This is a genomic window from Streptomyces sp. NPDC030893, assembly GCF_055571535.1.
Genome location: NZ_JBVIFC010000002.1, coordinates 516,611 through 541,834 on the forward strand (window position 1 = coordinate 516,611; position 25,224 = coordinate 541,834).

The 25,224-nt window shown below is 70.9% G+C and carries 26 protein-coding genes; 5 read left to right on the forward strand and 21 right to left on the reverse strand.

The genetic code is table 11. From position 1 onward, the window contains the following. Window positions 1–46: 46 nt before the first annotated feature. Both ACZ434_RS07070 and ACZ434_RS07075 read left to right on the forward strand, forming a co-directional pair. Window positions 47–1,354 (forward strand): 3-oxoacyl-ACP reductase, encoded by a 1,308-nt coding sequence (locus tag ACZ434_RS07070; RefSeq protein WP_468452634.1) that lies wholly within the window; start codon window positions 47–49, stop codon window positions 1,352–1,354. Window positions 1,355–1,358: 4 nt separating this feature from the next. Continuing rightward, window positions 1,359–2,243 carry a MaoC family dehydratase gene (locus ACZ434_RS07075; RefSeq protein ID WP_468452636.1) on the forward strand — a complete coding sequence of 295 codons (885 nt, stop codon included), beginning with the start codon at window positions 1,359–1,361 and terminating at the stop codon, window positions 2,241–2,243. Window positions 2,244–2,248: 5 nt separating this feature from the next. On the opposite strand, the gene ACZ434_RS07080 is transcribed toward ACZ434_RS07075, so the two are convergent. From ACZ434_RS07080 to ACZ434_RS07125, 10 genes are all read right to left on the reverse strand, one after another. Beyond that, entirely contained in the window at window positions 2,249–2,905 is a 657-nt protein-coding gene (locus tag ACZ434_RS07080) for a TetR/AcrR family transcriptional regulator (protein WP_468452638.1), read from the reverse strand. A gap of 23 nt (window positions 2,906–2,928) precedes the next feature. After that, window positions 2,929–4,254: an SPFH domain-containing protein gene (locus tag ACZ434_RS07085; RefSeq protein WP_468452640.1), complete on the reverse strand. Its 1,326-nt coding sequence runs from the start codon at window positions 4,252–4,254 to the stop codon at window positions 2,929–2,931. Next, window positions 4,251–5,957, reverse strand: coding sequence for an SPFH domain-containing protein (locus ACZ434_RS07090; RefSeq protein ID WP_468452642.1), 1,707 nt, complete (start codon window positions 5,955–5,957; stop codon window positions 4,251–4,253). Before ACZ434_RS07090 ends, ACZ434_RS07085 begins: the two co-directional genes overlap by 4 nt. 177 nt (window positions 5,958–6,134) lie before the next feature. Beyond that, window positions 6,135–7,466 (reverse strand): dicarboxylate/amino acid:cation symporter, encoded by a 1,332-nt coding sequence (locus ACZ434_RS07095; RefSeq protein WP_468452644.1) that lies wholly within the window; start codon window positions 7,464–7,466, stop codon window positions 6,135–6,137. A gap of 308 nt (window positions 7,467–7,774) precedes the next feature. Beyond that, a complete protein-coding gene (locus ACZ434_RS07100; RefSeq protein WP_468452940.1) occupies window positions 7,775–8,086 on the reverse strand; it encodes a DUF4229 domain-containing protein in 312 nt (103 codons plus the stop codon). Between the two features lie 106 nt (window positions 8,087–8,192). Next, the gene (locus ACZ434_RS07105) at window positions 8,193–8,717 is read right to left on the reverse strand and encodes a GNAT family N-acetyltransferase (protein ID WP_468452646.1); all 525 of its coding nucleotides are present in this window, start codon (window positions 8,715–8,717) and stop codon (window positions 8,193–8,195) included. A 16-nt stretch (window positions 8,718–8,733) separates the two neighbouring features. After that, entirely contained in the window at window positions 8,734–9,372 is a 639-nt protein-coding gene (locus ACZ434_RS07110) for a UdgX family uracil-DNA binding protein (RefSeq protein ID WP_468452648.1), read from the reverse strand. Between the two features lie 132 nt (window positions 9,373–9,504). After that, window positions 9,505–10,668, reverse strand: a complete 1,164-nt coding sequence (mqnE, locus tag ACZ434_RS07115; RefSeq protein ID WP_468452650.1) for an aminofutalosine synthase MqnE — start codon at window positions 10,666–10,668, stop codon at window positions 9,505–9,507. A 93-nt stretch (window positions 10,669–10,761) separates the two neighbouring features. Beyond that, on the reverse strand, window positions 10,762–11,220 hold the full coding sequence (locus ACZ434_RS07120; protein WP_468452652.1) for an Lrp/AsnC family transcriptional regulator: 459 nt from the start codon (window positions 11,218–11,220) through the stop codon (window positions 10,762–10,764). 132 nt (window positions 11,221–11,352) lie between these two features. Further along, the gene (locus ACZ434_RS07125; protein WP_468452654.1) at window positions 11,353–12,036 is read right to left on the reverse strand and encodes a UbiX family flavin prenyltransferase; all 684 of its coding nucleotides are present in this window, start codon (window positions 12,034–12,036) and stop codon (window positions 11,353–11,355) included. Between the two features lie 89 nt (window positions 12,037–12,125). Between ACZ434_RS07125 and ACZ434_RS07130 the strand changes: the two genes are divergently transcribed. Beyond that, a complete protein-coding gene (locus ACZ434_RS07130) occupies window positions 12,126–12,746 on the forward strand; it encodes a rhomboid family intramembrane serine protease (RefSeq protein ID WP_468452656.1) in 621 nt (206 codons plus the stop codon). 291 nt (window positions 12,747–13,037) lie between these two features. Here ACZ434_RS07130 and mqnP read toward each other — a convergent pair whose 3' ends face one another. From mqnP to ACZ434_RS07145, 3 genes are read right to left on the reverse strand one after another with little or no spacing between them, the layout of a single operon-like run. Further along, the gene (mqnP, locus tag ACZ434_RS07135) at window positions 13,038–13,958 is read right to left on the reverse strand and encodes a menaquinone biosynthesis prenyltransferase MqnP (protein ID WP_468452658.1); all 921 of its coding nucleotides are present in this window, start codon (window positions 13,956–13,958) and stop codon (window positions 13,038–13,040) included. After that, window positions 13,955–14,425: a hypothetical protein gene (locus ACZ434_RS07140; protein WP_468452660.1), complete on the reverse strand. Its 471-nt coding sequence runs from the start codon at window positions 14,423–14,425 to the stop codon at window positions 13,955–13,957. The genes mqnP and ACZ434_RS07140 overlap by 4 nt, the downstream gene beginning before the upstream one ends. Beyond that, a complete protein-coding gene (locus ACZ434_RS07145; RefSeq protein ID WP_468452661.1) occupies window positions 14,422–15,879 on the reverse strand; it encodes a menaquinone biosynthesis decarboxylase in 1,458 nt (485 codons plus the stop codon). The genes ACZ434_RS07140 and ACZ434_RS07145 overlap by 4 nt, the downstream gene beginning before the upstream one ends. Before the next feature lie 77 nt (window positions 15,880–15,956). Between ACZ434_RS07145 and ACZ434_RS07150 the strand changes: the two genes are divergently transcribed. Next, entirely contained in the window at window positions 15,957–16,313 is a 357-nt protein-coding gene (locus ACZ434_RS07150; RefSeq protein ID WP_468452662.1) for a PLD nuclease N-terminal domain-containing protein, read from the forward strand. A gap of 18 nt (window positions 16,314–16,331) precedes the next feature. On the opposite strand, the gene ACZ434_RS07155 is transcribed toward ACZ434_RS07150, so the two are convergent. Beyond that, window positions 16,332–18,143 (reverse strand): serine/threonine-protein kinase, encoded by a 1,812-nt coding sequence (locus ACZ434_RS07155; protein ID WP_468452663.1) that lies wholly within the window; start codon window positions 18,141–18,143, stop codon window positions 16,332–16,334. Between the two features lie 175 nt (window positions 18,144–18,318). On the opposite strand from ACZ434_RS07155, the gene ACZ434_RS07160 reads away from it, so the two are divergent. Next, a complete protein-coding gene (locus ACZ434_RS07160; protein ID WP_468452664.1) occupies window positions 18,319–18,909 on the forward strand; it encodes a TetR/AcrR family transcriptional regulator in 591 nt (196 codons plus the stop codon). A gap of 27 nt (window positions 18,910–18,936) precedes the next feature. On the opposite strand, the gene ACZ434_RS07165 is transcribed toward ACZ434_RS07160, so the two are convergent. The 7 genes from ACZ434_RS07165 to ACZ434_RS07195 all read right to left on the reverse strand — a co-directional run bounded on the left by ACZ434_RS07165 (window position 18,937) and on the right by ACZ434_RS07195 (window position 25,223). Next, a complete protein-coding gene (locus ACZ434_RS07165) occupies window positions 18,937–19,188 on the reverse strand; it encodes a hypothetical protein (RefSeq protein ID WP_468452666.1) in 252 nt (83 codons plus the stop codon). A gap of 99 nt (window positions 19,189–19,287) precedes the next feature. Beyond that, a complete protein-coding gene (locus tag ACZ434_RS07170; RefSeq protein ID WP_468452668.1) occupies window positions 19,288–19,539 on the reverse strand; it encodes a hypothetical protein in 252 nt (83 codons plus the stop codon). A gap of 99 nt (window positions 19,540–19,638) precedes the next feature. After that, window positions 19,639–20,559, reverse strand: a complete 921-nt coding sequence (locus ACZ434_RS07175; RefSeq protein WP_468452670.1) for an RpnC/YadD family protein — start codon at window positions 20,557–20,559, stop codon at window positions 19,639–19,641. A 167-nt stretch (window positions 20,560–20,726) separates the two neighbouring features. Beyond that, window positions 20,727–21,491, reverse strand: coding sequence for a CDP-alcohol phosphatidyltransferase family protein (locus ACZ434_RS07180; protein WP_468452672.1), 765 nt, complete (start codon window positions 21,489–21,491; stop codon window positions 20,727–20,729). A 111-nt stretch (window positions 21,492–21,602) separates the two neighbouring features. Continuing rightward, window positions 21,603–22,712, reverse strand: a complete 1,110-nt coding sequence (ccsB, locus tag ACZ434_RS07185; RefSeq protein WP_468452674.1) for a c-type cytochrome biogenesis protein CcsB — start codon at window positions 22,710–22,712, stop codon at window positions 21,603–21,605. After that, the gene (resB, locus tag ACZ434_RS07190; protein ID WP_468452676.1) at window positions 22,709–24,445 is read right to left on the reverse strand and encodes a cytochrome c biogenesis protein ResB; all 1,737 of its coding nucleotides are present in this window, start codon (window positions 24,443–24,445) and stop codon (window positions 22,709–22,711) included. The genes ccsB and resB overlap by 4 nt, the downstream gene beginning before the upstream one ends. A gap of 4 nt (window positions 24,446–24,449) precedes the next feature. Beyond that, on the reverse strand, window positions 24,450–25,223 hold the full coding sequence (locus ACZ434_RS07195; protein ID WP_468452678.1) for a cytochrome c biogenesis CcdA family protein: 774 nt from the start codon (window positions 25,221–25,223) through the stop codon (window positions 24,450–24,452). Between the last annotated feature and the right edge of the window lies 1 nt (window position 25,224).

Genomic DNA, 25,224 nt, shown 5'->3' on the forward strand with positions numbered 1-25,224 from the left:
AACCTTACTCCAGAGTAAGCACAGCGAGAGCACACCGGGAGTCCCCATGGCCGACCGCTATCTGAGCTTCACCGGCACCGCGCCCGGCCGCTTCCTGACGCGCCGCCTGGGCCTCCCCCGGCCCGCGCCCCTGCGCCGCTGGTCGCCCGAGCGGCCGGACCTGGACGGCGGCCTGCTCCACCTCACCGCCGGGAAGTCCGGCCTCGGCCTCGCCCCCGTGCTCGCCCGCACCGGACTCGGCACCGACGACGCCACCGGCCGGCCCGCCGCCGTCGTCCTGGACGCCAGCGGGGTGCGGGACGTCGAAGGGCTCGCCGACGTGCACGCGGCGCTGCATCCCGTCCTGCGGTCGGTCGCCCCGAGCGGCAGGATCGTGGTGCTCGGCGCCCCGCTCGACCCCGCCGACCACCATCAGGCCGCCGCCCAGCAGGCGTTGGAGGGCTTCACCCGCTCCCTCGGCAAGGAGACCGGCGGGGGCAGGACCGTGAACCTGGTCCGCCTCACCGACGCCGACGCCGCCGAGTCCACGCTCCGCTTCCTGCTCTCCCCCAAGTCCGCCTACGTCAGCGGCCAGGTCATCGAGACCGGCGGACACCGGCCCGCCGCCCCGCACGACACCGACCGCCCCCTCACCGGCCGCACCGCCCTGGTCACCGGCGCCGCGCGCGGCATCGGCGAGGCGGTCGCCGAGACACTGGCCCGGGACGGCGCCGAGGTGGTCGTCCTCGACGTCCCCCGGGCCGAAGCGGACGCCCGCCGCGTCGCCGAACGGCTCGGCGGCACCGCGCTCCCCCTCGACATCACCGCCGCCGACGCGGGCGCCCGGATCGCGGAGGCGCTCCCCGGCGGCATCGACGTACTCGTCCACAACGCGGGCGTCACCCGCGACCGCCGCCTGGTCAACATGCCCGCCGAACGGTGGAGTTCCGTCCTGGAGGTGAACCTGGCCGGCGTGCTGCGCACGACCGACGCGCTGCTCGCCGCCGGAACCCTGAAGCGGGACGGCCGGATCGTGGCGACGGCCTCCATCGCGGGCATCGCCGGGAACGCCGGACAGACCAACTACGGTGCCTCCAAGGCCGGAATCACCGGCCTGGTCCGCTCCCTCGCCCCGCGCGCGCTCGCGGAGCACGGGGTGACGGTGAACGCGGTGGCGCCCGGCTTCATCGAGACGAAGATGACCGCCGCCGTGCCGGTGCTCATCCGGGAGGCGGGACGGCGGATGAACTCCCTCGCCCAGGGCGGCCTTCCGGCCGACGTCGCCGAGACCACCGCCTGGCTCGCCCACCCCGCCTCCGGCGCCGTGAACGGGCAGGTCGTACGGGTCTGCGGCCAGAGCCTGCTGGGGGCGTGAGCACATGACGTCCGCCCCCGCGCCCACGCTCGCACTCTCCGCACCCCCCGCGCTCGCGCCGCTCCTCACCCGGGGCGCCCTGCTGTCGCCCCTCAAACGGCCGCGCCCCGACGCCGGCCACCCCCGCACCCGGCTGGTCCTGCCCGGCCTGCGCGCCGATCCCGCCCGGCTCGCCGCCTACCGGCGGGTGTGCGGCTTCCCCGCCGGCGACGACACGCTTCCGGTAACGTATCCGCACGTGCTGGGCTTCCCGCTCGCCATGCGGCTGATGAGCGCACGGGACTTCCCCCTCCCGCTGCTGGGCCTCGTCCACACGTCGACCGCCGTCACCCGGCACCGCGCGACACCGTCCGCCGGCGCGTACGACCTGACGGTGTACGTCGACGGCCTGGCCCCGCACCGGCGCGGCACGGAGGCCACCGTGGTCACCGCGATGAGCACCGGCGGGGAGACCGTGTGGGAGTCACGGAGCACCTACCTGGCCCGGCACCGCACCACCTCCGCCCACCCGCGGCCCCCGACGCCTTCGACGCCTTCGATGCCTTCGAACGAGGACCCCGCGACCCTGCCCGCCCTCGCGCGGTGGCCGCTGCCCGCCGACCTGGGCCGGCGCTACGGTGCCGCGTCCGGCGACCGCAACCCGATCCACCTGCACCCGCTCACCGCACGCCTCTTCGGCTTCCCCCGCGCCATCGCGCACGGCATGTGGACCCTCGCCCGCTGCCTCGCCGCGCACGGCACCCCGGACGCCACGCGGATCCGGGCGGACTTCCGGGCGCCGGTGCTGCTGCCGGGCACGGTGACGTACGCGGCGCGCGACGGACGCTTCGCACTGCTCGGCCCCGGCGACCGCGTCCACCTCACCGGGGAGGTCCGCCCGGCCCCCTGAGCCGCTCAGGCATCGTTGTCGTCGTCGGGCGGGGTCCAGTGCCGGCCGGTCATCAGGTCGCCCAGCCCCGCCCAGGCGAAGTTCATCAAGGTCGCCGCCGACTGCCGGGCCGTGACACCGGACGTGGCGTTGGCCCAGTCGGCGAGCGACTCGGCCGCACCGACCAGGGCCTCCGCGAGCCCGGAGACCTCACGCTCGGGGAAGTCGGGGTCCCGGTGGGCCTCGCGGGCGGCGGCGAGGATGAGCTGGGTCACGAACGCCACGATCTCCGCGCGCATCGCGGCCACTTCGGCGGCGAACACCTCACCGTGCGTACGCGCCTGGAGGTGCAGCACCGCCCAGCCGTCGGGGTGCCGGGCGGTGTGCGTGAAGAACGCCGTCAGGCCCGACCAGAGCTGCCGGTCCGCCGGCAGCCCCGGCCGGGCCCCCGCGCGGACCGCCTCGGTGAGGGCCCGCGCCTCCCGCCGGATGCAGGCGGTGAACAGGTCCTCCTTGGAGTTCAGGTACAGGTACACCAACGGCTTGGACACGCCCGCCAGTTCGGCGATCTCGTCCATCGACGCCGCCATGTACCCCCGCTGTCCGAAGGTCCGCACCGCTGCGTCCAGCATCTGCTGTTCACGGACCGCACGCGGCATCCTCTTCGTCTTCACGGCACCCATGGGACACAGCGTACGGTCCGCCGCTACCGCCGGTCGTCGCCGCCGTCGTCCACCCACGCCATCCGGTCACCGGGGGCCGGACGGTCACCCGCCGTCAGCCGCGGCAGCAACTGGGCGGTGAACAGCGTGGACAGCGCCGAGGTGTCGGTACCGCCGTCGGTGCGCACCACCACCGGCTGCGGGGCCTTCCCCGCGAGCCCGGCGCCCACCTCCAGGCGCCTGCGGGCCAGTTCGTACTGGAGCACCGCACGGTTGTCCCGGTAGGCCTTCGCCAGGGCCCGCTGGGCACGCGCCTCGTTCTCGGCGGCGATGAGCCCGCTGCGCCCACGCGTCTCGATCTCGAACCGCACCCGCTGCGCCTCGGTCTCCTGCCGCTCCAGGAGCTGGGCGACCTCCTCACGGGCCCGGTTCAGCGCCGCCTTCACCTCGACGATCCGGGCGTCGCGCACCTTCTTGGCCCGCTCGATGTCCATGCCCAGGCTGTCGATGCGCCGCTTGCGGGTCAGCCCCCACTCCTGCTCGTAGGCGGTGCGCTCCTTGGCGATCCGCTCCCGGGTCGCCAGATGCTGCTGGTACTGCGCCGGCAGCTGCACGTCGGGGATGTTGCAGCCGGTGATCCGCACGCCGTAGCCGGAGAGCTGCCGGTTGAGCAGTTCCTGCATGTCGGCCACGTCGGAGCCGCGCAGGTCGTAGGCATGCTCGGTGCGCATCCGCCGGGCCCGCTGCCGGATCGCGTCCTGCACGGCACTGGAGAGCACCAGGTCGAAGTTGCCGGCGCCGATGGTGCGCACGAACAGCACGGCGTCGGTGATGCGGAACTTCAGGAAGAACTCGATCGAGCGCAGCGGCACGTTCTCCTGGGTGGGGCAGGCCATGACGGGCGCCGAGTACGGGATCTCGGTGGCCGTGTCGACCACGAAGTCCACCCGCGACCAGGGGTGCCACAGGTAGTGCCGGCCGGCGTCGAGGGTGCGGGTGACGGCGCCGTAGCGGGTCAGCACACCGTGGGTGCCCTGCTCGATCTCCACGATCGACGAGCGCCACCACCACAGCACGCCCACCAGCAGCAGCACCGCGCCGCCGACGTAGGAGAGGGTGGCCAGCGTGCCGTAGGCGAAGTCCGCGGCCCCCTCGGCATCGGCCTCCCGGAGCGTCAGCATCACGCCCGTCAGCACGGCGTACGCGCCGAGCCACAGCGGCAGCATCCACCACAGCCGCTGACGGTGCCGGGGGATGATCACGGGGATCAGGGTGTCGGCCTCACCGCCGCGCAGCAGGCGGGCGATGTCGCTCCAGGGGGCGACGGCCTCGGAGATGACCGAACGGCGGTGGAAACGGGCGGAGCTCACAGCTCTCCCTCCTCGGCGGACTCGGGAACGGCGCCGGGCGCGGCGGACTCCGGAACGGCGCCGGGCGCGGCGGACTCGGACGCGACATCGGGCACGGCGCCCTCCGGCACCTGCGGGACCGTCGGCCGCTCGGCGGCCAGCAGCGCGCCGATCTCCTCCTCACGGGCGGCGATCCGCTCGGACACCTCCGCCAGCCTGCCCCGTACGGCTTCCATGTCCGCGTCGGTGAACAGTTCGGCACCGCGCTCACCGACCAGCTCCCGGGCCAGTTCGAGGAAGTCGATCCCGGCCGCGCCGGTGCCGTCCGCGCCGCCAATGCGCACCAGACGGGGCAGGTGGTCGGCGACCTGCTCCAGGGTGTCGAGCACCTGCTGCTGGTAGCGGTACTCCAGGATCTCCGGCGCCTGTGCCGCGGTCACCGCGCGGATGTCGAGCGCCTGCGCCTCCAGCAGCGCCGCGTTCGCCTTGGCCTCCGACTCGGCCTGCACGTACCGCTGGCGGGCCAGCGCCTCCGCGCGGTTGGTCTCGCGCTCCACGGCCGTGTCCATCTGCGCCTGGTACTGGGCGATGTCCGCCTGGATCGCGGAGAGCGTCTCCTGGCTGGAGGCCAGCTCCCGGCTCAGGTCGCCCTCGTCCTGCTCCTTGCGGAGCTGGAGCGCGTACTCGTGGGTGTACGCCTCCTTCGCCATGCGCACCATCTCGGGCGCGGCCAGGTCCATCCGGTAGCGCCGGTCGGACGGCTCGGCGTGGGTGATGTTGGCGTTGGTCAGCTCCACCGCGGGACGGAACTGCTGGTTGAGCTGCTCCAGCAGCCGGCCGCTGTCCTCACCGACCATGTCGTAGATCCCGGCCGCCTCCTGCTCGTAGATCAGGCTGCGGATGGTCTCGCTGACGGCGTTGCCCAGCTTCTCCTCGAACCCGCGCACCGCGCCGAGCGTGTACACGAACTCGACCGGGTCGCTGATCCGGAACTGGATGAACAGATCGATGGACGCCTTCACCCCGCCCTTGGTCGGGGCCTCGCGCACCGGCGCGTTGAACGGGTACTCGCGGGTCGTGTTGACGATGTACGACACCCGCTTCCACGGGCTGAGCAGGACGACCCGGCCGGGTCCGACGACCTTCTCCAGCTTCCCGAACCGGGTGATCATCGCCTGGCAGCCGTCCGGCACCATGACCAGGCCCTGCCGCCACCACACGAACGCGACGGCGAGCAGCGCGATGACCCAGTAGTGCAGCCCGAACAGCGGATGGGTGAGCCCGTCGCCCCCGGTCGCCGACACCACGGAGGTGCCCACGGCGCCGATCACCAGCAGTGACAGCACCGGCAGCATCGACAGCAGGGAGCGTCCCCTGGGCATCACCATGGGGCAGATGGCGTGCACCACCTCGCCGCCCTCGCGCAGCTGCTCGCTGCGGCCGAGCGCCTCCCCGGCCTCGTCCAGCGGCACCGTCTTCTGCAGCATGACGGTGTCGACGGAGCCTCCGTCCTGTTCCCGGGCGGCCGGGAAGTCGGCGGGGTCCATCCCGTCGCCCTCGCCGTCCTGCGGCCCGCCCCGTTCGTCCCCGGAGCGCCGCGACGCCGTACCGCCACCGCCTCCGACGCGGCGGCGGAGTTCGTCCTGGGCCGCCGCGCGCGGATCGGTGCCGGACGCGACCGCTCCGGCGACATTGCGTAGGCTCTGCGCCCGCGTACGTGCCACGGGGTCCCCCTTCGCGTGTGGTGCTGATCCCTGCCGGATCAACCTGAGGTTCAGGTGCTGCACGTGGTCCGTGTGATTCCACACCACGGGGAGAACAGGGGTAAGGGGGCGCCCCAGCAACGGTCACCTGTCGGTCGTTGCCGGAATGCGCCCCCTTTCCACCGGGTCGGGGACCGGTCAGGCCACCGCGGGCACCCGCTGCGGCTCGTCGGCGGGGGTCTCGTCGGCGGGGGTCTCGTCGACCGGGGAGGCGTGCACGGAGTCGTACGCCTTGCGGTCGAGCAGCCCCTCGCGGGCGGAGACGATCACCGGGACGAGTGCCTGGCCGGCGACGTTGGTCGCGGTGCGGATCATGTCCAGGATCGGGTCGATGGCCAGGAGCAGGCCCACGCCCTCCAGGGGCAGGCCCAGGGTGGAGAGGGTGAGGGTGAGCATGACCGTGGCGCCGGTGAGGCCGGCGGTGGCGGCGGAACCCACGACCGAGACGAACGCGATCAGCAGGTAGTCGCCGACGCCGAGCGGGATGTCGAAGATCTGCGCGACGAAGATCGCGGCGATGGCCGGGTAGATCGCGGCGCAGCCGTCCATCTTGGTCGTCGCGCCGAACGGGACGGCGAAGCTCGCGTACTCCTTCGGCACGCCGAGGCGCTCGGTGACCTTCTGGGTCAGCGGCATGGTGCCGACGGAGGAGCGGGAGACGAACGCCAGCTGGATCGCGGGCCAGGCGCCCTTGAAGAACTGCACGGGGCTGGCCTTGGCGACGGTCGCCAGCAGCGCCGGGTAGACGCCGAAGAGGACGATGAGGCAGCCGACGTAGATGTCGGCGGTGAAGGTGGCGTACTTGCCGATCAGGTCCCAGCCGTAGGTGGCGATGGCGTTGCCGATGAGGCCGACGGTGCCGAGCGGGGCGAGGCGGATGACCCACCACAGGGCCTTCTGGAGGAGTTCCAGGACGGACGCGCTCAGCGTGAGGATCGGCTGGGCCTTCTCGCCGAGCTGGAGGGCGGCGATGCCGGCGACGACGGCCATGAAGACGATCTGGAGGACGTTCAGCTCGGTGAACGGCGTGATGACGTCGGTCGGCACGATGCCGGTGAGGAAGTCGATCCAGGAGCCGGCCTTCTCCGGCGCGGCGCCGTCCGCCGGGGTGAGGCCGGTGCCGGCGCCCGGGTTGGTGACCAGGCCGATGGTCAGGCCGATCGCCACCGCGATCAGCGACGTCACCATGAACCACAGGAGGGTCCGCGAAGCCAGCCGGGCCGCGTTGTTGACCTTCCGCAGGTTGGTGATGGAGACGAGGATCGCGAAGAAGACCAGCGGGGCGACGGCGAGCTTCAGCAGGCCGATGAAGGTGCCGCCGACCTTCTCCAGGGTGGTGACCAGCCAGGAGACGTCCTGGCTGCGGGCGAGCCAGCCGAGCAGGACGCCGAGGACGAGACCGGCGAGTATCTGGGCCCAGAAGGGCATACGTATGGGCAGCTTGGACTGCGTGTTCGTGGACACGGACATGCTCCGGTGAGGGGACGCGTGAGGGACGGGACGTGAACGCGGTGCGGCGGAACGTCAGGGGCGACAGTTCGCGGCAGTGATCCGGCAGAGATCCACGTGCAGGCGCGCCACGAGCGGAACACTCCGGGGCGAGGGGGACACGGCTGCTGACTTCACCCCAAGACCGTAACACCTGAGCTTTGAGATCCTCAAAGCCTTGCTTTGACAGGTGCGGTCCGGGAAGGCACCCGCACAACGCGAAGCACCCCGGGTTCCAGGGAATTCCGGAACCCGGGGTGCCGAGGTGCGGTGCGCGGCTGTGACGGACGTTACGAGGTCTGCTCCTGCGCCCGGCCCTGCGCGCGGGCGGTGTCGTCGGCCGCGTCCTCCATGTTGCGGTTGGCCTCCAGCCGGCCCTTGGCCCGGTCCACCCGCTGCACGATGCGCTCCGAGGCCCGGTCCCGCTCCTTGCGGAGAACGACGAGACTGATGGGGGCGGAGATCAGCATCGCGAGCAGGATGATCCACAGGCCGTTGGAGTCGCCGAGGCCGCGCGGGGCGAGGCCGGAGTAGACGAGGCCCCAGACGACCACGAGGCAGCCCACGAAGATCCCGAGGCGCATCAGCGTGTAGCGGAGCATCTCATCCACTCTTCCCTGCGTACGGTCAGAACGTCCCAAAGGGACAGAGTCCAGTGAAGCACGGGCGGCCGGGGATCTTTCAGCGGGGTGCGGACCGGGGCGCGTCTCAGGTGAGCGGCAGCAGCATGACGATGTCGTCGCGGTCGTCGCCGGGGGCCACGCGGATGGCGCCGGGGATCCGGCCGACCTCCTTGTAGCCGCAGGAGGCGTAGAAGCGCTCCAGTCCGAGGCCGCCGCGGCAGGCGAGCCGTATCGCCTCGACGCCGTCGAGGGTGCGGGCGGCCCGCTCGGCGGCGGCGAGCAGGTCGCGGCCGTAGCCCCGGCCCTGGTGACGGGGGTGGACCATCACCGTGTAGAGCCAGATCCAGTGGGTCATCAGGCGGTGGGTGTTGAAGGTGAGGAACGCCGTGGCGGCCACCCGTCCGTCCTCGTCGTGACCGACGAGCAGCCGGGACCGCTCCTCGGTCATGGACACGAGCTGCCGGACCAGACCGGGCCGGATCTCGTCCTTCGTCACCGGCGGTACGAAGCCGACCGCCCCGCCCGCGTTGGTGACGTCGGCCCACAGGTCGAGGATGCCGTCGCGGAGCTCGGGGGTGGTGACGGGATCGAAGGTGAAGGTAAGGGGCATGGGGGGATACTAGCTATTACCCCAGCGCGTGCGCAGCCACTTCGAGATCGGCCAGCAGCCCCCGGTACGCGGCGTCACGGTCCTCCGCGCGCAGCACCGCCGACGGATGGACCGTGGGCACCAGCCGCTCCAGGCGCCCGTGGACCTCCTCCTCCAGCACCGTGCCCCGCACCTGCGTGACCCGGAACGAGGAGCCGAGCAGCGCCTTCCCCGCGGTCGCGCCGAGGACGACGATCAGCTCCGGCTCGACGGCCGCGAGCTCGGCGGCGAGCCACGGCCCGCACGCGGCCGCCTCCCGCAGGGTGGGCGCCTTGTGGATACGGCGCTTACGGGGTTCGGACTGCGTGAACTTGAAGTGCTTGACCGCGTTGGTGACATAGGCGTCCGCCGGGTCGATGCCGGCCTCGGCGAGCGCCCGGTCCAGCAGCCTGCCCGCGGGCCCGACGAACGGCTTCCCCTGCCGGTCCTCCTGGTCACCGGGCTGCTCCCCGACGAGCATGAGGCGGGCGTGGCCGTCCCCGGCGCCGAACACGGTCTGCGTGGCGTCGCGGTGCAGGGGGCAGCCGCGGCAGCCGGCGGCCGCCTTGCGCAGGGCGGGGAGGCCGCCCCGCGCGGGAACGAAGGGTCCCGCCGTGTAGGCGTCTTCGGAAGCCATGGGGGGCGGGTACCCGCCGTCGAGCCTCGGACCCAGGTCCACTGCGGCCGAGCGGGGGCCGGTCGCGCAGTTCCCCGCGCCCCTCACAGGCGGGACCAGGCACCCCGGTCGGAGGGGCGGCGCCCCTTCGCCTCACACCCGCATCGGCTGCGGCGACTCCCGGCGCGCCGGGTCGGCACCGTCGTACTCCCGGATCACCTCGTACCGCGTGTTCCGCTCGACCGGCCGGAACCCGGCGTCCCGGATCAGGTCCAGCAGATCCTCACGCGTGAGCTTGTTCGGCGTACCGAAATCGTCCGCGTCGTGCGTGATCTTGTACTCGACGACCGACCCGTCCATGTCGTCCGCACCGTGCTGCAGCGCGAGCTGCGCCGTCTGCACACCGTGCATCACCCAGAACACCTTGACGTGCGGCACGTTGTCGAACAGCAGCCGCGACACCGCGAACGTCTTCAGCGCCTCCGCCCCGGTCGCCATCTGCGTCCGCGCCTGGAGCCGGTTGCGTACCTTGCCGTCCTTCATGTCCACGAAGTCGTGCTGGTAGCGCAGCGGGATGAAGACCTGGAAGCCGCCCGTCTCGTCCTGCAGCTCGCGCAGCCGCAGCACGTGGTCCACCCGGTGGCGGGGCTCCTCGATGTGCCCGTACAGCATGGTGCAGGGGGTCTTGAGCCCCTTCTCGTGCGCCAGCCGGTGGATGCGCGACCAGTCCTCCCAGTGGGTGCGGTGGTCGACGATGTGCTGCCGCACCTCCCAGTCGAAGATCTCCGCGCCGCCGCCGGTGAGGGACTCCAGACCCGCGTCGATCAGCTCGTCGAGGATCTCGGAGGCGGACATGCCGGAGATGGTCTCGAAGTGGTGGATCTCGGTGGCGGTGAACGCCTTGAGCGAGACGTCCGGCAGCGCGGCCTTCAGCTCCCGCAGCGAGCGCGGGTAGTAGCGCCACGGCAGGTTGGGGTGCAGCCCGTTGACGATGTGGAGCTCGGTGAGGTTCTCCGACTCCATCTCCTTGGCGAGCTTCACCGCCTCCTCGATGCGCATCGTGTACGCGTCCTTCTCCCCCGGCTTGCGCTGGAAGGAGCAGTAGGCGCAGGAGGCGGTGCACACATTGGTCATGTTGAGGTGACGGTTGACGTTGAAGTGCACGACGTCGCCGTTCAGCCGCGTGCGCACCTCGTGGGCCAGCCCGCCCAGCCAGGCCAGGTCGTCCGACTCGTACAGCGCGATGCCGTCCTCACGGGTCAGGCGTTCGCCCGCCCTGACCTTCTGCTCCAGCTCGCGCTTGAGCCCGACGTCCATGCCGATCCCTCTTTTCTCTTCAGGCAGACCCGGTCAACCGTACTCCCCCGCCTTCCGGGCGCGGGGACCCCCGAACGGCGCTCCGCGCCCCGCCTACTGCACCTCTTCCGGCAGCTCACCGACGCGGTTCTCCCACTTGGTGGAGAGCACGATCGTCGTACGGGTCCGGGAGACGCCCTTGGTGCCGGACAGCCTACGGATGATCTTCTCCAGGCCGTCCACGTCGCTCGCGCGCACCTTGAGCATGAAGGAGTCGTCACCGGCGATGAACCAGCAGTCCTCGATCTCGCTCAGCTCCTTCAGCCGCTGGGCCACGTCCTCGTGGTCGGCGGCGTCGGAGAGCGAGACACCGATCAGGGCGGCGACGCCGAGGCCGAGCGAGGCGGCGTCCACGGTGGCGCGGTAGCCGGTGATGACACCGGCCGCCTCCAGCCGGTTGATGCGGTCGGTGACGCTGGGTCCCGACAGGCCGACGAGGCGCCCCAGTTCCGCGTACGAGGCCCGGCCGTTCTCCCTCAGGGCCTGGATGAGCTGCCTGTCCACCGCGTCCATTCGAATCGAGCCTTCCACTGAAGAGGTACGAAAGTTCTTGAAAAGGGTGGTACTTGAGAAGCGTGGTACTTGAGAAGGGTGCTGCTCGCGGCACGTGCCGTGTCGTGCTCGTGCTGTGCCGTGGTGACGTGCTCAGTCGGTGCGGGATCCGCCGCCGAGTTCGCCCTTCCAGCGGCGGTAGAGCCGGTGCTCCACTCCCGCCGCGTCCAGTACGCGTCCGGCGACGAAGTCCACCAGGTCCTGGATGTGCGTCGCGCCCGCGTAGAAGGCCGGCGAGGCGGGCACCACGGCGGCGCCCGCGTCGTCCAGCGTCACCAGGTGCCGCAGGGTCTGGCCGTTCAGCGGGGTCTCCCGCACGGCCACGACCAGCTTGCGTCCCTCTTTCAGGGTCACGCTCGCCGCCCGCTGCAACAGGTCCTTGGACAGGCCGAGCGCCACCCCGGCCACACAGGCCGTGGAGGCGGGCACGATCAGCATGCCCTTGCTCGGATACGACCCCGAGGACGGCCCGGCCGCGAGGTCACCGGCGGTCCAGTGCCGTACGCCGTCGAGGTCGACGGTGAACGCCTCCGGCTTTCCGTCCGCGCCCCGCGACAGCCACTCCCGCAGGTCGTCGCGCCAGTGGGCGTCACGGAAGGAGATGCCGGTCTCGTCGAGCAGGGTGAGCCGCGAGGCCCGGCTGACGACGAGGTCGACGCTCTCACCGGCGGCGAGCAGCGCGCGCAGCACCGAGGCGGCATACGGGGTGCCGGAAGCACCGGAGACCCCTACGATCCAAGGCGTACGCCGCGTCTCTCCTGGCTTGACTGGGTTCACGACACCGAGCCTATCGGGAGTCACAGGGTGGGAACCGGGCAAGGGGGCCGGGCGTTCTTCAGAGAGAACGGGTCGACGGCGGGGGGTGGATGATGTCGGGTTCAGGTTCGGGTTCGGGTTCGCAGTGGTCGCAGGGAGACCGGGTCAGGACCGCGGCCAAGCTGATGGTGGGCTGGGTGGCGCTGCTGTGGCTGCTCGAAGTGATCGACACGGCCGCCGGGAACGCCCTGGACGACTACGGCATCGTGCCGCGCACCCCGTCCGAGCTGGTCGACATCGTCCCGGCCGCCTTCCTCCACTTCGGCTTCGCCCATGTGGCCGCCAACACCGTGCCGCTGCTGGTGCTGGGCTTCCTGGCGGCGCTCGGGGGGATACGCCGGTTCCTCGCCGTCTGCGCCGTGATCGTCGTGGCCGACGGTCTGGGGGTGTGGCTCATATCCCCGGCGCACACCAACACCGCGGGCGCCTCCGGCCTGATCTTCGGCCTCTTCGGCTTCCTGCTGGTCAGCGGCTTCGTCGAGCGCCGCCCGCTGGGCGTGGTCGCCGGCGTGCTGATCGCGGCGGTCTGGGGCGGCTCGATCCTCGCGGGCCTCGCCCCGACCCAGTCCGGCGTCAGCTGGCAGGGCCACCTGATCGGCCTGGCGGCGGGCGTGACGGCGGCGTTCCTCTTCCGCCGCCGACAGGACCGGCCGGACGCCCTCACCCGGTGAGCCGACGCCTCCCGGCCACCGTGCGGGAGGAGCGGGGGCCGCGCCTCACTGCCGGTCCGGGACTCCGAAGCACTGCTCGGGTCCACGTCCACGGGCACCGGACAGGCCGGGACGTCCGCAGGGTCTCCGGCCGTCGTCCGGGTGCAGACGTAACCCTCGGCGTCGTACCGGTCCCGCACGACCGCGTACCGGGTCGGCCGGCCGTCGATCGCGTCGTTCAGCCCCAGCGGGCCCGGAGGCCGCGCTCCCGGCGGGGCGACCCGTGTCGCCGACGTGCCCGGGACAGGACGCCTAGACCGTCAGGCCCCGTACCAGCAGGTCCAGCAGTGCGCAGACGAACAACGCGATGCCGATGAAGCCGTTGACGCTGAAGAAGGCCCGGTTCAGGCGGGTCAGGTCGGTGGGGCGGACGATGGTGTGCTCGTAGACGAAGGCTCCCGCGACGATCAGCAGCCCCAGCCAGAAGAAGGCACCGGCGTCGGTGAGGAGGGCGTACCAGACGAAGAGGGCCGTCGTCACGGCGTGGCAGACACGGGCGCCCCACACCGCGGCCGGGATGCCGAAGCGGGCCGGGACGGACCGCACGCCGGTCTCCCGGTCGGTGTCGACGTCCTGGCAGGCGTAGATCAGGTCGAAGCCGCCGATCCAGACGCCGACCGCCAGACCGAGGACGACGGCGTCCCAGGACCACGCCCCGGTGACGGCCAGCCAGCCGCCGACCGGACCCATGGCCTGCGCGAGACCGAGGATGGCCTGCGGGAAGTCGGTGAACCGCTTGCCGTACGGATACACCACCATCGGGATGACGGCGACCGGCGCGAGGGCGAGGCAGAGGGGGTTGAGCAGGGCCGCCGCGCCGAGGAAGACGACGAGGGCGATCAGCGCGCCGGTCCAGGCGTGCCTGACCGACACCGCCCCGGTGACCAGTTCACGGTGCGCGGTGCGCGGGTTACGGGCGTCGATCTCGCGGTCGATGATCCGGTTGGCGGCCATCGCGAAGGTCCGCAGCCCGACCATGGCGACGGTGACCAGGAGCAGTTCGACCCAGTGGATGCTCTTGTCCGACTCGTACATCGCGGTGAGCGCGGCGATGTAGGCGAAGGGCAGCGCGAACACCGAGTGCTCGATCATGACGAGGCGCAGGAACGCCCTGGTGCGTCCCGGACGGGGGGCCGGCTGCGAACCCACGACCCCGTCGGCGGTGGTCATCATGCGAGGCTCCCGAGGAACGTGTCGAGGTCGGCCAGCAGCTCCGCGGCGGGCAGCGGTCCCGTCTCCACGGTCAGTGGGGTGCCGGCGTCGTCGGGCGGGGTGAGGTGCGCCGTGAAGACGTACGCGTCGGCGCCGGACGGGCGGGCGTCCAGCCGCAGCACCGCGCCGCCGTCGACCGTGAACGGTCCGCTCGCCGCGGCGAGTTCCTCGCGCAGCCGCCGCGCGAAGTCGGCGGGTTCCGTGTCGCGCACGCCGGGCAGTTCGAAGCCGTCGCCGTCGCCGCCCCGCTCGAAGAGCACCGCCCAGGTGTCGCCCGGTCCGGCCAGCTCCTCGGGCGTGACGCCCGCCTCCTCGGCGGCCCGGCGGACCCCCTCGTCGCCCGGGTCCAGCTCGGGGCGGACGAGGGCCACGTAGTCGGTGTCGGTGCCGATGAAGAGCGCCGGGCCGCCGACGGCGACGTCACTCACAGTCCGTACTCCTTCCAGCGGCGGTCGACCTTCGCCGCCGTCTCGGGGTCGGACTCCACCATGTCGGGCCAGCCCCCGTCGCGCGTGTACCCCTCCTCGGGCCACTTCTTCGTCGCGTCGATGCCCGCCTTGCCGCCCCAGAACTGCTGGTACGAGGAGTGGTCGAGATGGTCGACCGGGCCTTCGACGACGGTGAGGTCACGGGCGTAGTCGGTGTTGCCGAGGGCCCGCCAGGAGACCTCGTGCAGGTCGTGGACGTCGCAGTCGGAGTCGACGACCACGATCAGCTTGGTCAACGACATCATGTGGGCGCCCCAGATGGCGTGCATCACCTTCTGGGCGTGTTTGGGGTACTTCTTGTCGATCGAGACGATCGCGCAGTTGTGGAAGCCGCCCGACTCGGGGAGGTGGTAGTCCACGATGTCCGGCACGATGATCTTCAGCAGCGGCAGGAAGAAGCGCTCGGTCGCCCGCCCCAACGGCCCGTCCTCGGTCGGCGGCCGGCCGACGACGATCGACTGGAGCAGCGGCCGCTTCCGCATCGTCACGCAGTCGATCTTCAGCGCGGGGAAGGGTTCCTGCGGGGTGTAGAAGCCGGTGTGGTCGCCGTAGGGCCCCTCGGGCAGCATCTCGCCCGGCTCCAGCCAGCCCTCGATGACGACCTCGGCCTGCGCCGGAACCTGCAGCGGGACGGTCTTGCAGTCGACCATCTCGATCCGCTTGCCCTGGAGGAACCCGGCGAACAGGTACTCGTCGATGTCCCCGGGCAGCGGCGCGGTGGAGGCGTACGTCACGGCCGGCGGGCAGCCGAACGCGATGGCGACCGGCAGCCGCTCACCGCGCCGCGCGGCCACCTGGTAGTGGTTGCGGCTGTCCTTGTGGATCTGCCAGTGCATGCCGATGGTGCGCTTGTCGTGCCGCTGGAGCCGGTACAGGCCCAGGTTCCGGATGCCGGTCTCCGGGTCCTTGGTGTGGGTGAGCCCCAGGTTGAAGAAGGAGCCGCCGTCCTTGGGCCAGGTGAACAGCGCCGGCAGCCGGTCGAGGTCCACGTCGTCGCCGGTGAGCACGACCTCGTGCACGGGCGCGTCCTGCGACTTCACCTTCTTCGGCGGTACGTGCGTCATCGAGCCGAGCTTCCCGAAGGCCTCGCGCACACCGATGAAGCCCTGCGGCAGCTCGGGCCTGAGCAGCCCGCCGATCTTGTCGCTGATGTCCGTGTACGACTTCAGCCCGAGCGCCTTCAGCAGGCGGCGGTCGGTGCCGTACACGTTCATGGCGAGGGGCATGCTCGAGCCGCGCACGTTCTCGAAGAGCAGGGCGGGACCGCCGGCCTTGTTCACCCGGTCGACGATCTCACCGACCTCCAGGTGCGGGTCGACCTCGGCCTTGATGCGCTTGAGGTCGCCCTCGCGCTCCAGCGCCCTGAGCAGGGAGCGAAGATCGTCGTAAGCCATGCGGTCAAGTATCCCCGAGCGGTTACGCTGGCCCTGTACCGCCCACCGCTTTCGCTTGCTTTCGCTGGAGAGGCCCCATGTTGCGGGTGCTGATGTTCCTCGTGCCACTGGCACTGAGCGTGTACGCGTTCATCGACTGCATCAGTACGAAGGACGAGGACATCCGTCACATGCCCAAGCCGTTGTGGGCGATCCTCGTGCTGCTGTTTCCGCTGGTCGGCTCGATCTCCTGGCTCATCGCCGGCAAGAAGCGCCACCCCGCGGGCGCGGGCGGCTCCGCCTGGGGCGGGGGCGGCGGCCGACGGCAGTGGGTGGCGCCGGACGACAACCCCGAGTTCCTGAAGTCCCTGAACGACGAGACGGAGACGGACAGGGACAGGGACAAGGACAAGGACGACAAGCCGGGGGACGGCGACCGCGGCGGGGCCGGCTGACCGGGCCCCGTCCCCGCGTCAGCCCCTGGCCCAGCTCTGGGCCGCCGTTCCGCTGCACGCCCGGGTCATGATCATGCCGCTCGGCCGGGCGTGCTCCAGGCACTGGCCGGTGCGCTGGAGGACCACGGCGCCGCCCGAACCGAGACGCCACTCCTGGGAGTTGTCCGCTCCACAGGTCGCGCTGTGCATCGAACCGTAGGCGGACAGGCAGTTGCCGGACGCCCGGTGGACGATGCGGTACGTGCCGGACGAGACGCTCCGCAGACTCCAATCGGCCGCTCCGGCCGCACAGTCGCCCATGGAGACGTTGCCGTAGCCGGCCCTTCCGGACGAGGTGAGGCACAGCCCGCTCGACCCGTTGCGCAGGGTGACGCCGCTCGGCGCCGGGGCCTTGGTCTCCGTGCCCGTACCCGTGTCCTCGCCCGAGGAGGAGTCGCCACCGCCTCCGCCGCCCTTCTCGCCCGCGCCTGCGCCTGGGCCCGCGTCTCCACCCCCGCCCCCGTCCCCGCCCCCGTCCCCGTCTCCGTCGTCGGAGCCGTTGTCGGTCGCCGCCGGTCCGGGAGCGGTCGCCGACTCCTCGGATCCGGGTTCCGGGCTTTTCTTCGAGGAGGACGCGCCGGCCGACGGTGACGGCGAGGACGTCGCGGACCCGCCGGGCGTGCCCGGCGGCGTGGCGGTGGCGGACACGGTGACCGACGCGGAGGGGGTGGAGCCCGCCTCCGCATCGGCGTCGAAGGTGTAGGGCAGGAGGGTGAAGGCGAGGGTGGTGCCGGTCGCCACGACGACCACGGGGACGACCACGGGGATCACTCGCGTCCGGCGGCGCGGCTTGTCGGCCGCGGGCTCGGCTGCCCGGGGCGGCCCTTCCGGCTCCTTGCCTTCCCCGGGTTCCTCCGGCAGGACCGGGGCGACCGGCGTCCGCGCCGCGAAGGCGGCCCGTTCGGTCAACCGGGCGGTGACGGCCTCCGGCCACAGGGGCGGGGTGAACGGGCCGTGCCGGTCGGCGAGTTCGACCAGTTCGGCGGCGGTGGGCCGGCCCTCGTAGTCCTTGTCCAGGCAGGCCTCGACGACCTCGGCGAGTTCGGGATCCACGTCCCGTACGGCGTCGAGGTCGGGTTCCTCGTGCACGATCCGGTAGAGCACGCCGTGTCCGGACTCGTCGCCGAACGGCGGCCGGCCGCTCGCCGCGTAGGCGAGGACGGAACCGAGCGCGAAGACGTCGACGGCGCCGGTCGACGTGCGTGCCCCCGAGGCCTGTTCGGGGGACATGTAGGCGGGCGTGCCCACCACCATGCCGGTGCGGGTGAGCTGGCTCTGCTCGGCGGCGCGGGCCACACCGAAGTCGATGAGGGTGAGGCCGTCCAGGGTGAGCATGACGTTGGTCGGCTTGATGTCCCGGTGCACCATGTCCAGCGCGTGCACCGCGGCGAGCCCCGCGGCGGCCTCGCGCAGCAACAGCCACAGGGCGTCCGCGGGCAGCGGACCCTCGTGGACGTCGAGAGCCTCGCGCAGGGTGAGGCCGGGGACGTAGGCGGTGGCGAACCACGGGGGCCGGGCGGTGCGGTCGCCCGCGAGCAGCGGTGCGGTGGCGTGCTCGGGTAAGCGGGCCAGGTTGTCCAGCTCGTGTCCGAAGCGGCGCAGGAAGTCCTTGTCCTCGCCGACGACCGACGGCAGCAGCTGCTTGACGGCGGCGTAACGCCCTTCGTGGACCCCGAGATAGACCCGGCCCATGCCGCCGGCTCCGAGCCGTCCGACGAGCGGGATCGGTCCGATCCGCCGTGGGTCCTCGTCCTCCAGCGGTTCGGCACCGCTTCCGCCCAGCTCGATCACGCCTGCCCCGTTGTCGTCGCTCCGCCGTCGCGCCGCTGGTGGTGGCCCGCCCGTTCCCCCGTGACGGACGGACCGCACCATCGGCAGGGGTCAGTGTGAAGCAGAGCGGGCTAGAATTGGAAGGGAATTCTAGAAATTCACTCCAGAAGTACCTGGAAGGTACAGCGACACCACGATGAGCCCCAAGCAGCACCGCGGCGAGGTCACCGCCGAACAGCTCCTGGACGCGGCGCTGCGCGTGTACGGGGAGTCGGGCGAACAGGGCCTCACCGTCAGCGCGGTGACCGGGGCGAGCGGTGTCAGTCCCGGCAGCCTTTACCACCACTTCGGCAGCATGGACGGCCTGCTGACCGCCCTGCTGCTGCGCTGGCTGGAGCGGCTGCTGGCGGAGATGGTCACGGCCCTGGAGCGGTCCGACTCCGCCCGCACCGGCATCGAATCACTCGTACGGACGTACCTCGCCTTCATCCGCGACCACCGGGACGCGGCCCTTCTCCTGCACTCCTCCCGCGCCGACGAACTCGGCATGCGCCAGGCGAAGCAGCTCCGTGACGCCCAGGAGGCCCGGTTCACCCCGCTGACCGCATGGGCGAACCGGCACGTCGCCTCCGGCGAGGTGTCCCCCCTGCCCGTCCCGGTCCTCGAATCCCTCGTCCTCGGCCCGGTCACCGCCGCCAGCCGCCGCTGGCTGACCCTCGGCGACATCGACCTCGACGAGACGGCGGAGACCCTGCCGGACCGGATCTGGCGATCGATCAGCCCGTAACCGGGCTGATCGCGGGGCCCGAACACCTCACCCCTCTGCGAAGACCTCCTCAACCGTCGACACGGTGACGGCCCGTCGGTGCCAGCGGCTCAGAATCTCGGGATCGTCACAGCCCGTAATCCGCTCACGAGCATCCTCCGGCACATCGATGCCACGCTCCTCCAGGACAGCCAGAACATCCATGGCGGCACGTCGCGTCTCACCCTCAGCGAGAGCCACGACACGGGCTTCTTCCCTGATCTCTTCGACGAGGTACGACTTGTAGAAGGAGAGGTCCACGGCCACCAGGTTCCTCCAGAGGCGCCTGCCCAGATCCAGTGCGATGCGCTGAACCCGGGATGAGTGTGAAATCCGGGCCGCGAACGCGACCCGGACGGATCACTGCTCTTCGAAGATGTCCTCGACCATCGGCACGGTGACGGCCCGTCGGATCCAGCGGCTCAAGATCTCGGGATCGTCACAGTCCGTAACCCGCTCACGAGCGTCCTCCGGCACATCGATGCCACGCTCCTCCAGGACAGCCAGAACATCCATGGCGGCACGTCGTGTCTCGCCCTCAGCGAGAGCCACGACACGGGCTTCTTCCCTGATCTCTTCGACGAGGTACGACTTGTAGAAGGAGAGGTCCACGGCCACCAGGTTCCTCCAGAGGCGCCTGCCCAGATCCAGTGCGATGCGCTGAACCCGGGATGAGTGTGAAATCCGGGCCGCGAACGCGACCCGGACGGATCACTGCTCTTCGAAGATGTCCTCGACCGTCGGGGCGGTGACGGCCCGGCGGTGCCAGCGGCTCAAGATCTCGGGATCGTCACAGTCCGTAATCCGCTCACGAGCGTCCTCCGGCACATCGATGCCACGCTCCTCCAGGACAGCCAGAACATCCATGGCGGCACGTCGTGTCTCGCCTTCGGAGAGGCCTACGACACGGCCCTCGATACGGCCCTCGACGCGGGCTTCTTCCCTGATCTCTTCGACGAGGTACGACTTGTAGAAGGAGAGGTCCACGGCCACCAGGTTCCTCCAGAGGTGCTTGGCCGGGTGCTTGCCCAGGCCTTGTGCGGTGAATTCGACGATGGGGTCCGCGATGTCTTCGGGCACGTCCCGCAATGCGGTGGAGAGGGCCTTCAGTATGGCATTCACGGCTGGTTCGGCGGCGTGTGTGATGGCCGCCAGGCTGGCCAGGACGAGGTCGGCGCGGGCCTCCTCCGGGTCGGTGATCACGGGCATGTTGTGCGGGCCGGCGACCACGGGGCGCAGGGTGAGGGTGGGCAGTTCGGGCGGTCCGCTGCTGACCGCCTGCTGGGCCCATTTGGCCGTGGTGTGGTCCTGGCAGACGACGAGCAGCGCGGTCGGCAGCCGGTACTTGGTCCACAGGTAGCTGGTGTAGTACGCCCAGCTCGCCGGCTTGTCCGGGTTCCTGCTGCCCTGGGCCTCGATGGCGAGGAGGAAGTCACCCCGCTCCGCGGTCTCGAACCGCAGGACCGTATCGACCCGGCGTTCGACGGGGCTGGTCTCCGTCAGGTCGGTCGGCAGGGGCGTGGCCCTGAGGGGCCTGGGGATGTCGACTCCGAGGAAGCGTGAGACGCGACTGAAGAGTCCGGGGTCGTGCTGAAAGATGCGGTGCATCGCCTCGTGGGGCGGCTTGACCATGGGTTTCCTTGGTGCTCAGCGCTGACTGCGGCCGACATATGTCGTCGGCACGTGCACTGAACGTAAGGAGGCCGGGACCCCGGAAGGGGACAAAGCCGCAATATTCACCCAGGCGGGTGAATGGTTTTGACTCGGCGTCGGACTTTCCCGGTGCGCGCCCCGGATGCTCAGCGCAGGCGGGACGACGACAGGATCGACAGGAGGTGGGCCGGGACCATCACCCAGGTGATCACGGCGAGGGCGGCCAGGGCCCAGCGGGTCGGGTCGATGCTGTCGGTCAGCGTGTCGGCGAGGGCGGCGACGAGGAGGACGAGGGAGGCCTCGATGCCGTTCGTCACGCGGTGGATCTTGAACGCGGCGGCGATGCGGCGGACCGTGGCGACACCCTGGGAGCGGGGGCGGGTGGATTCGTCGTCGGCGACCATCAGGCCGCGGCGGGCGCGGGCGACGTCCACCAGGTCGGTGGAGGCCTTGAGCAGGACGACCCCGAGAGCCGTGGCCATGCCGATCGACAGCCAGCCGCCGACGCCGGACTCGGCGGCGCGGTAGCCGGCGCCGGCCAGCAGGGCCGCGTCGGCGAGGTACGCGCCGAGGCGGTCGACGTAGATGCCGGTCGCGCTGTTCTGGCCCTTCCAGCGGGCGACCTCGCCGTCCACGCAGTCGAAGAGCAGGAACAGCTGCATGAGGATCACGGCGAGGACCGCGCCGGTCAGGCCGGGGATCATCAGCGCGGCGCCGGAGGCCACTCCGCACACGACCATGGTCCAGGTGAGCTGGTCGGGCGTGACGGGGGTGCGCACCAGGTGGCGGGTGGTGCGCAGGGATATCTTGCGCATGTAGAGCCGCCCGGCCCAGTGCTCGCCGTTGCGGCTCTCCATCTTGGCCTGCGGCTGGCAGACCTCCCGCAACTCCTCCAGTGCCGGAGCACCCATGACGTTCCTCCCAGGCCCGACTGCCCCGCGTTCGGCGGTGATCGGGCACAGGCTACAGAGGGGCCCCGGGGGGCAGGATTTCGCCCCCCGGGGCCCCTCCGTCCCGGTGCGTCAGAAGCCGACCGACTGCAGCACACCCATCCCGACGTCGGCGTAGGAGTGCTTGCCGGAGACGAAGATGTTCACGCCGTAGTAGTTGAACAGCCAGCAGCCGAAGGCGGCCAGGGCCAGGTACGCGGCCTTGCGGCCCTTCCAGCCGGCCGTCGCGCGGGCGTGCAGGTAGCCGGCGTAGGCGACCCAGGTGATGAAGGACCAGGTCTCCTTCGGGTCCCAGCCCCAGTAGCGGCCCCACGCGTCACCGGCCCAGATGGCGCCCGCGATGATCGTGAACGTCCACAGCGGGAACACGGCCGCGTTGACGCGGTAGGCGAACTTGTCCAGCGAGGAGGAGGCGGGCAGCCGCTCCAGGAACGAGGTCGCGAAGCTGCCGGGCTTGCCGCCGTTCGCCAGCTTGTTCTCGTACGCGTCCTTGAACAGGTACATGATCGTGGCGAAGGCGCCGACGTAGAACACCGCGCCGCACAGGATCGCCGTGGAGACGTGGATGTAGAGCCAGTACGAGTGGAGGGCGGGAACCAACTGGTCGCTCTCGGTGTACAAGACAGTGACGGCGAGACCGAGATCGAGGAGGACCGAGGTGGTCAGGAAGAGGCCCAGCCAGCGGACGTTCTTCTTCAGCGCCAGCAGCAGCAGGTACACACCGACGGCGGTCGTGGAGAACGTGATGTTGAACTCGTACATGTTGCCCCACGGCGCCCGCTCCACGGACAGCGCGCGGGTGAGCACGCCCCCGAAGGCGAGGGCGAACGCGAGGACGGTGAGGGAGATGGCGATACGCCCGTAGAGGTCGCCCTTCTCGTCACCGCCGTGAGCGCCGGGCCCGTCGGGCACGTCGCGCGTACCGCCCGTGGCGCGGACGACGACCTTCGGCCGCTCCAGCACGGCGGTGCCGCCGGCCTGCTTCACGGTGACGGCCGGTCCCGTCCTGGAAGCCGCCTTGGGGGTCAGGGCGGCCGCCGTACGGGCCACCTTGCTGCGGCTGCCCAGGAGCCACTCCGCGATGTACGCGAAGAAGGCCAAGGTGTAGATCGCCATCGCGGAGTAGATCAGCACGTTGCTGATCTCCGCGAGGTTCTCGTTGGTCGCGGCGGCGAGAGTCACTGCTCAGCCCCTTCGGCAGGTACGTCTTCGGTATCGGTGGGTTCGGATGTCTTCGGGGAGGTCTCGTGCGGGTCGGTCTCCGCTGCGCCCGGCGCCTTGTCGTAGAGGAGCCCGGCGAGGTGGCCGAGTTCCTCGGGCACCTTCGCGGACTCGCTGCGGCCGAGCCCGGCCATCTCGACGACGGTCACACCGTCGGGGCCCTCGACCGCGCGCACCCACAGCCGGCGGCGCTGGATGAACAGGGAGCCGGCGAGGCCGGCGATGGCCACGACGGAACCGCCGAGCGCCCAGCCGGCACCCGACTCCTGGACGACCTGGAAGCCCGCCCACTCCTTGATGTCCTTCTCGAAGGTGACCGAGCCGGCGCCGTTCGGGAGCGTCATGGTCTCGCCCGGCATGAGCAGCTGCTTGAACAGCTCGCCGTCGGCGTCCTTGAACTCCTTCATCTTGGTCTTGTCCATCTGGTACACGCTCTGCGGAATACCGGAGTCCGCCTTCAGGTCGCCGTGGTAGGCGGACAGGGCGAGCACCGGATAGTCCAGCGCCGGGAACTGGGACAGCATCGTGCCGCTGGCGGAGCCGCCGAAGGTGGGCACGAAGAAGGCGTTGAAGCCGAGCTGTTCCTTCTCGCCCTCCGGGTTGCGGTAGCCGTCGAGGACCTTGACCACGCCGGAGGAGGTGACATTGCCGTCGAGCGGCAGCAGCGGCACGGCGTCCTGGAAGACGATCTCGCCCTTGCCGTCGCGGACGGTCACGACGGGCGCGTAGCCGTGGCTGACGAGGTAGATCTTGGCGTCCCCGACCTTGAGGGGCTTGTTCACCTTGACGACGGCGGTCCTCTCCTCGCCGTCGGCTCCCTCGGTGTAGGTGAGCTCCGTCTCGTACGTGCGCGGGGTGCCCTTGTTGGGGCCGGTGCGCTCGTAGGTGCCGCTGAACTCCTCGACGTTGAAGCTGAACGGCTCCAGGTCCTCGTTGGTGAACAGGTTCCCGGACTTGAAGTCGTCGTACTGCGTGAGCGTGTTGGCGAAGCCGTCGCCCTCGACGATCAGCTTGTTGCCCTCCGACTTGAACAGCTGGCCCCAGGCGAAGGCGATCAGCATCACGATCAGCGCCATGTGGAAGAGCAGGTTGCCGACCTCGCGCAGATAGCCCTTCTCGGCGGCGACCGCGTCACCGGTGATGTGGGCGCGGAAGCGGCGCTTCCTCAGCAGGGCGAGCGCGGCCTCCCGGACCTCCTCGGGAGCGGCCTCGGTGCGCCAGGTGGTGTGGGCGGGCAGCCGGGTCAGCCGCCGGGGGGCGCCCGGCGGGCGGCCGCGCAGCTGGCCGACGAACTGCCAGGTGCGGGGCATGATGCAGCCGATGAGGGAGATGAACAGCAGGATGTAGATCGCCGAGAACCACACCGAGCTGTAGACGTTGAAGAGCCCGAGCTTGTCGTAGACGGGCGCGAGGATGTCGTGCTGCTCGCGGAAGTCGGCGACCCTCGTCTCGTCGATGCCGGTCTGCGGGATCAGCGAGCCGGGGATCGCGGCCAGCGACAGCAGCAGGAGCAGCAGCAGCGCGACCCGCATGGAGGTGAGCTGGCGCCAGAACCAGCGGGCCCAGCCGATGACGCCCAGGGACGGCAGGTTCGGCGCCTCCTCCTTGGGGGCGGTGGACAGCTGGGAGCCGGCGGCGCCCAGGTCCGGGTCGTCACCGGTCTTCGGGGTGTTGTCCGTCGTGGTGTCGCTCATCGGGTCAGATCCCCACCGTGAAGCCGTTGGACCAGGTCTGCATCTGCTGCACGAGGGTGTCCCACACGCCGGTCAGCAGCAGCAGTCCGGTCGCGATCATCATGATGCCGCCGATGCGCATCACCCAGGCGTAGTGGCGCTTGACCCAGCCGAACGCGCCGAGCGCCTTGCGGAAGGCGACGGCGGTGACCACGAAGGGCACGCCGAGGCCGAGGCAGTACGCGACCGTGAGCAGCGCGCCACGGCCTGCGGTGGCCTCGTTGAACGACAGGGCGGTGACGGAGGCGAGCGTCGGGCCGATGCACGGGGTCCAGCCGATGCCGAACAGGGCGCCGAGGACGGGTGCGCCGGCCAGCCCGGTCGCCGGCCGCTTGTGGAAGCGGAACTCGCGCTGGGTGAGCCGGGGCATCAGGCCCATGAAGAAGACGCCCATGAGGATCATGAGGACGCCGAGCACCTTGGACAGGACGCCCGACTGCTCCTGGAGGGTCTGGCCGAAGTACCCGAAGAAGGCGCCGCCCGAGACGAACACGACGGTGAAGCCGAGGACGAACAGGGAGGCGCCGGCCAGCATCCGGCCGCGCCGGGCCTCGGCCAGGTCGGTTCCGGAGACGCCGGTGACGTAGGAGAGGTAGCCGGGGACCAGCGGCAGCACGCAGGGCGAGAAGAAGGAGACGAGTCCGGCGAGCAGCGCGAGGGGCAGGGCGAGCAGCAGGGCGCCGTTGAGCACCGTGCCGTTGTAGCCCGTATCGGCGGCGAGGGTGTACAGGGCCGTCACG

Excerpts from the sequence above, each read along its gene's own strand:
- ACZ434_RS07130 (WP_468452656.1), top strand. The coding sequence starts at position 12,126 with ATGATGTCGGGTTCAGGTTCGGGTTCGGGTTCGCAGTGGTCGCAGGGA.
- ACZ434_RS07180 (WP_468452672.1), bottom strand. The coding sequence starts at position 21,491 with ATGGGTGCTCCGGCACTGGAGGAGTTGCGGGAGGTCTGCCAGCCGCAG.
- ACZ434_RS07160 (WP_468452664.1), top strand. The coding sequence starts at position 18,319 with ATGAGCCCCAAGCAGCACCGCGGCGAGGTCACCGCCGAACAGCTCCTG.
- mqnP (WP_468452658.1), bottom strand. The coding sequence starts at position 13,958 with ATGATGACCACCGCCGACGGGGTCGTGGGTTCGCAGCCGGCCCCCCGT.
- ACZ434_RS07095 (WP_468452644.1), bottom strand. The coding sequence starts at position 7,466 with ATGTCCGTGTCCACGAACACGCAGTCCAAGCTGCCCATACGTATGCCC.
- mqnE (WP_468452650.1), bottom strand. The coding sequence starts at position 10,668 with ATGGACGTCGGGCTCAAGCGCGAGCTGGAGCAGAAGGTCAGGGCGGGC.
- ACZ434_RS07110 (WP_468452648.1), bottom strand. The coding sequence starts at position 9,372 with ATGGCTTCCGAAGACGCCTACACGGCGGGACCCTTCGTTCCCGCGCGG.
- ACZ434_RS07100 (WP_468452940.1), bottom strand. The coding sequence starts at position 8,086 with ATGCTCCGCTACACGCTGATGCGCCTCGGGATCTTCGTGGGCTGCCTC.
- ACZ434_RS07175 (WP_468452670.1), bottom strand. The coding sequence starts at position 20,559 with ATGGTCAAGCCGCCCCACGAGGCGATGCACCGCATCTTTCAGCACGAC.
- ACZ434_RS07120 (WP_468452652.1), bottom strand. The coding sequence starts at position 11,220 with ATGGACGCGGTGGACAGGCAGCTCATCCAGGCCCTGAGGGAGAACGGC.
- ACZ434_RS07075 (WP_468452636.1), top strand. The coding sequence starts at position 1,359 with ATGACGTCCGCCCCCGCGCCCACGCTCGCACTCTCCGCACCCCCCGCG.
- ACZ434_RS07105 (WP_468452646.1), bottom strand. The coding sequence starts at position 8,717 with ATGCCCCTTACCTTCACCTTCGATCCCGTCACCACCCCCGAGCTCCGC.
- ACZ434_RS07145 (WP_468452661.1), bottom strand. The coding sequence starts at position 15,879 with ATGGCTTACGACGATCTTCGCTCCCTGCTCAGGGCGCTGGAGCGCGAG.
- ACZ434_RS07070 (WP_468452634.1), top strand. The coding sequence starts at position 47 with ATGGCCGACCGCTATCTGAGCTTCACCGGCACCGCGCCCGGCCGCTTC.
- resB (WP_468452676.1), bottom strand. The coding sequence starts at position 24,445 with ATGAGCGACACCACGACGGACAACACCCCGAAGACCGGTGACGACCCG.
- ACZ434_RS07080 (WP_468452638.1), bottom strand. The coding sequence starts at position 2,905 with ATGGGTGCCGTGAAGACGAAGAGGATGCCGCGTGCGGTCCGTGAACAG.
- ACZ434_RS07150 (WP_468452662.1), top strand. The coding sequence starts at position 15,957 with ATGTTGCGGGTGCTGATGTTCCTCGTGCCACTGGCACTGAGCGTGTAC.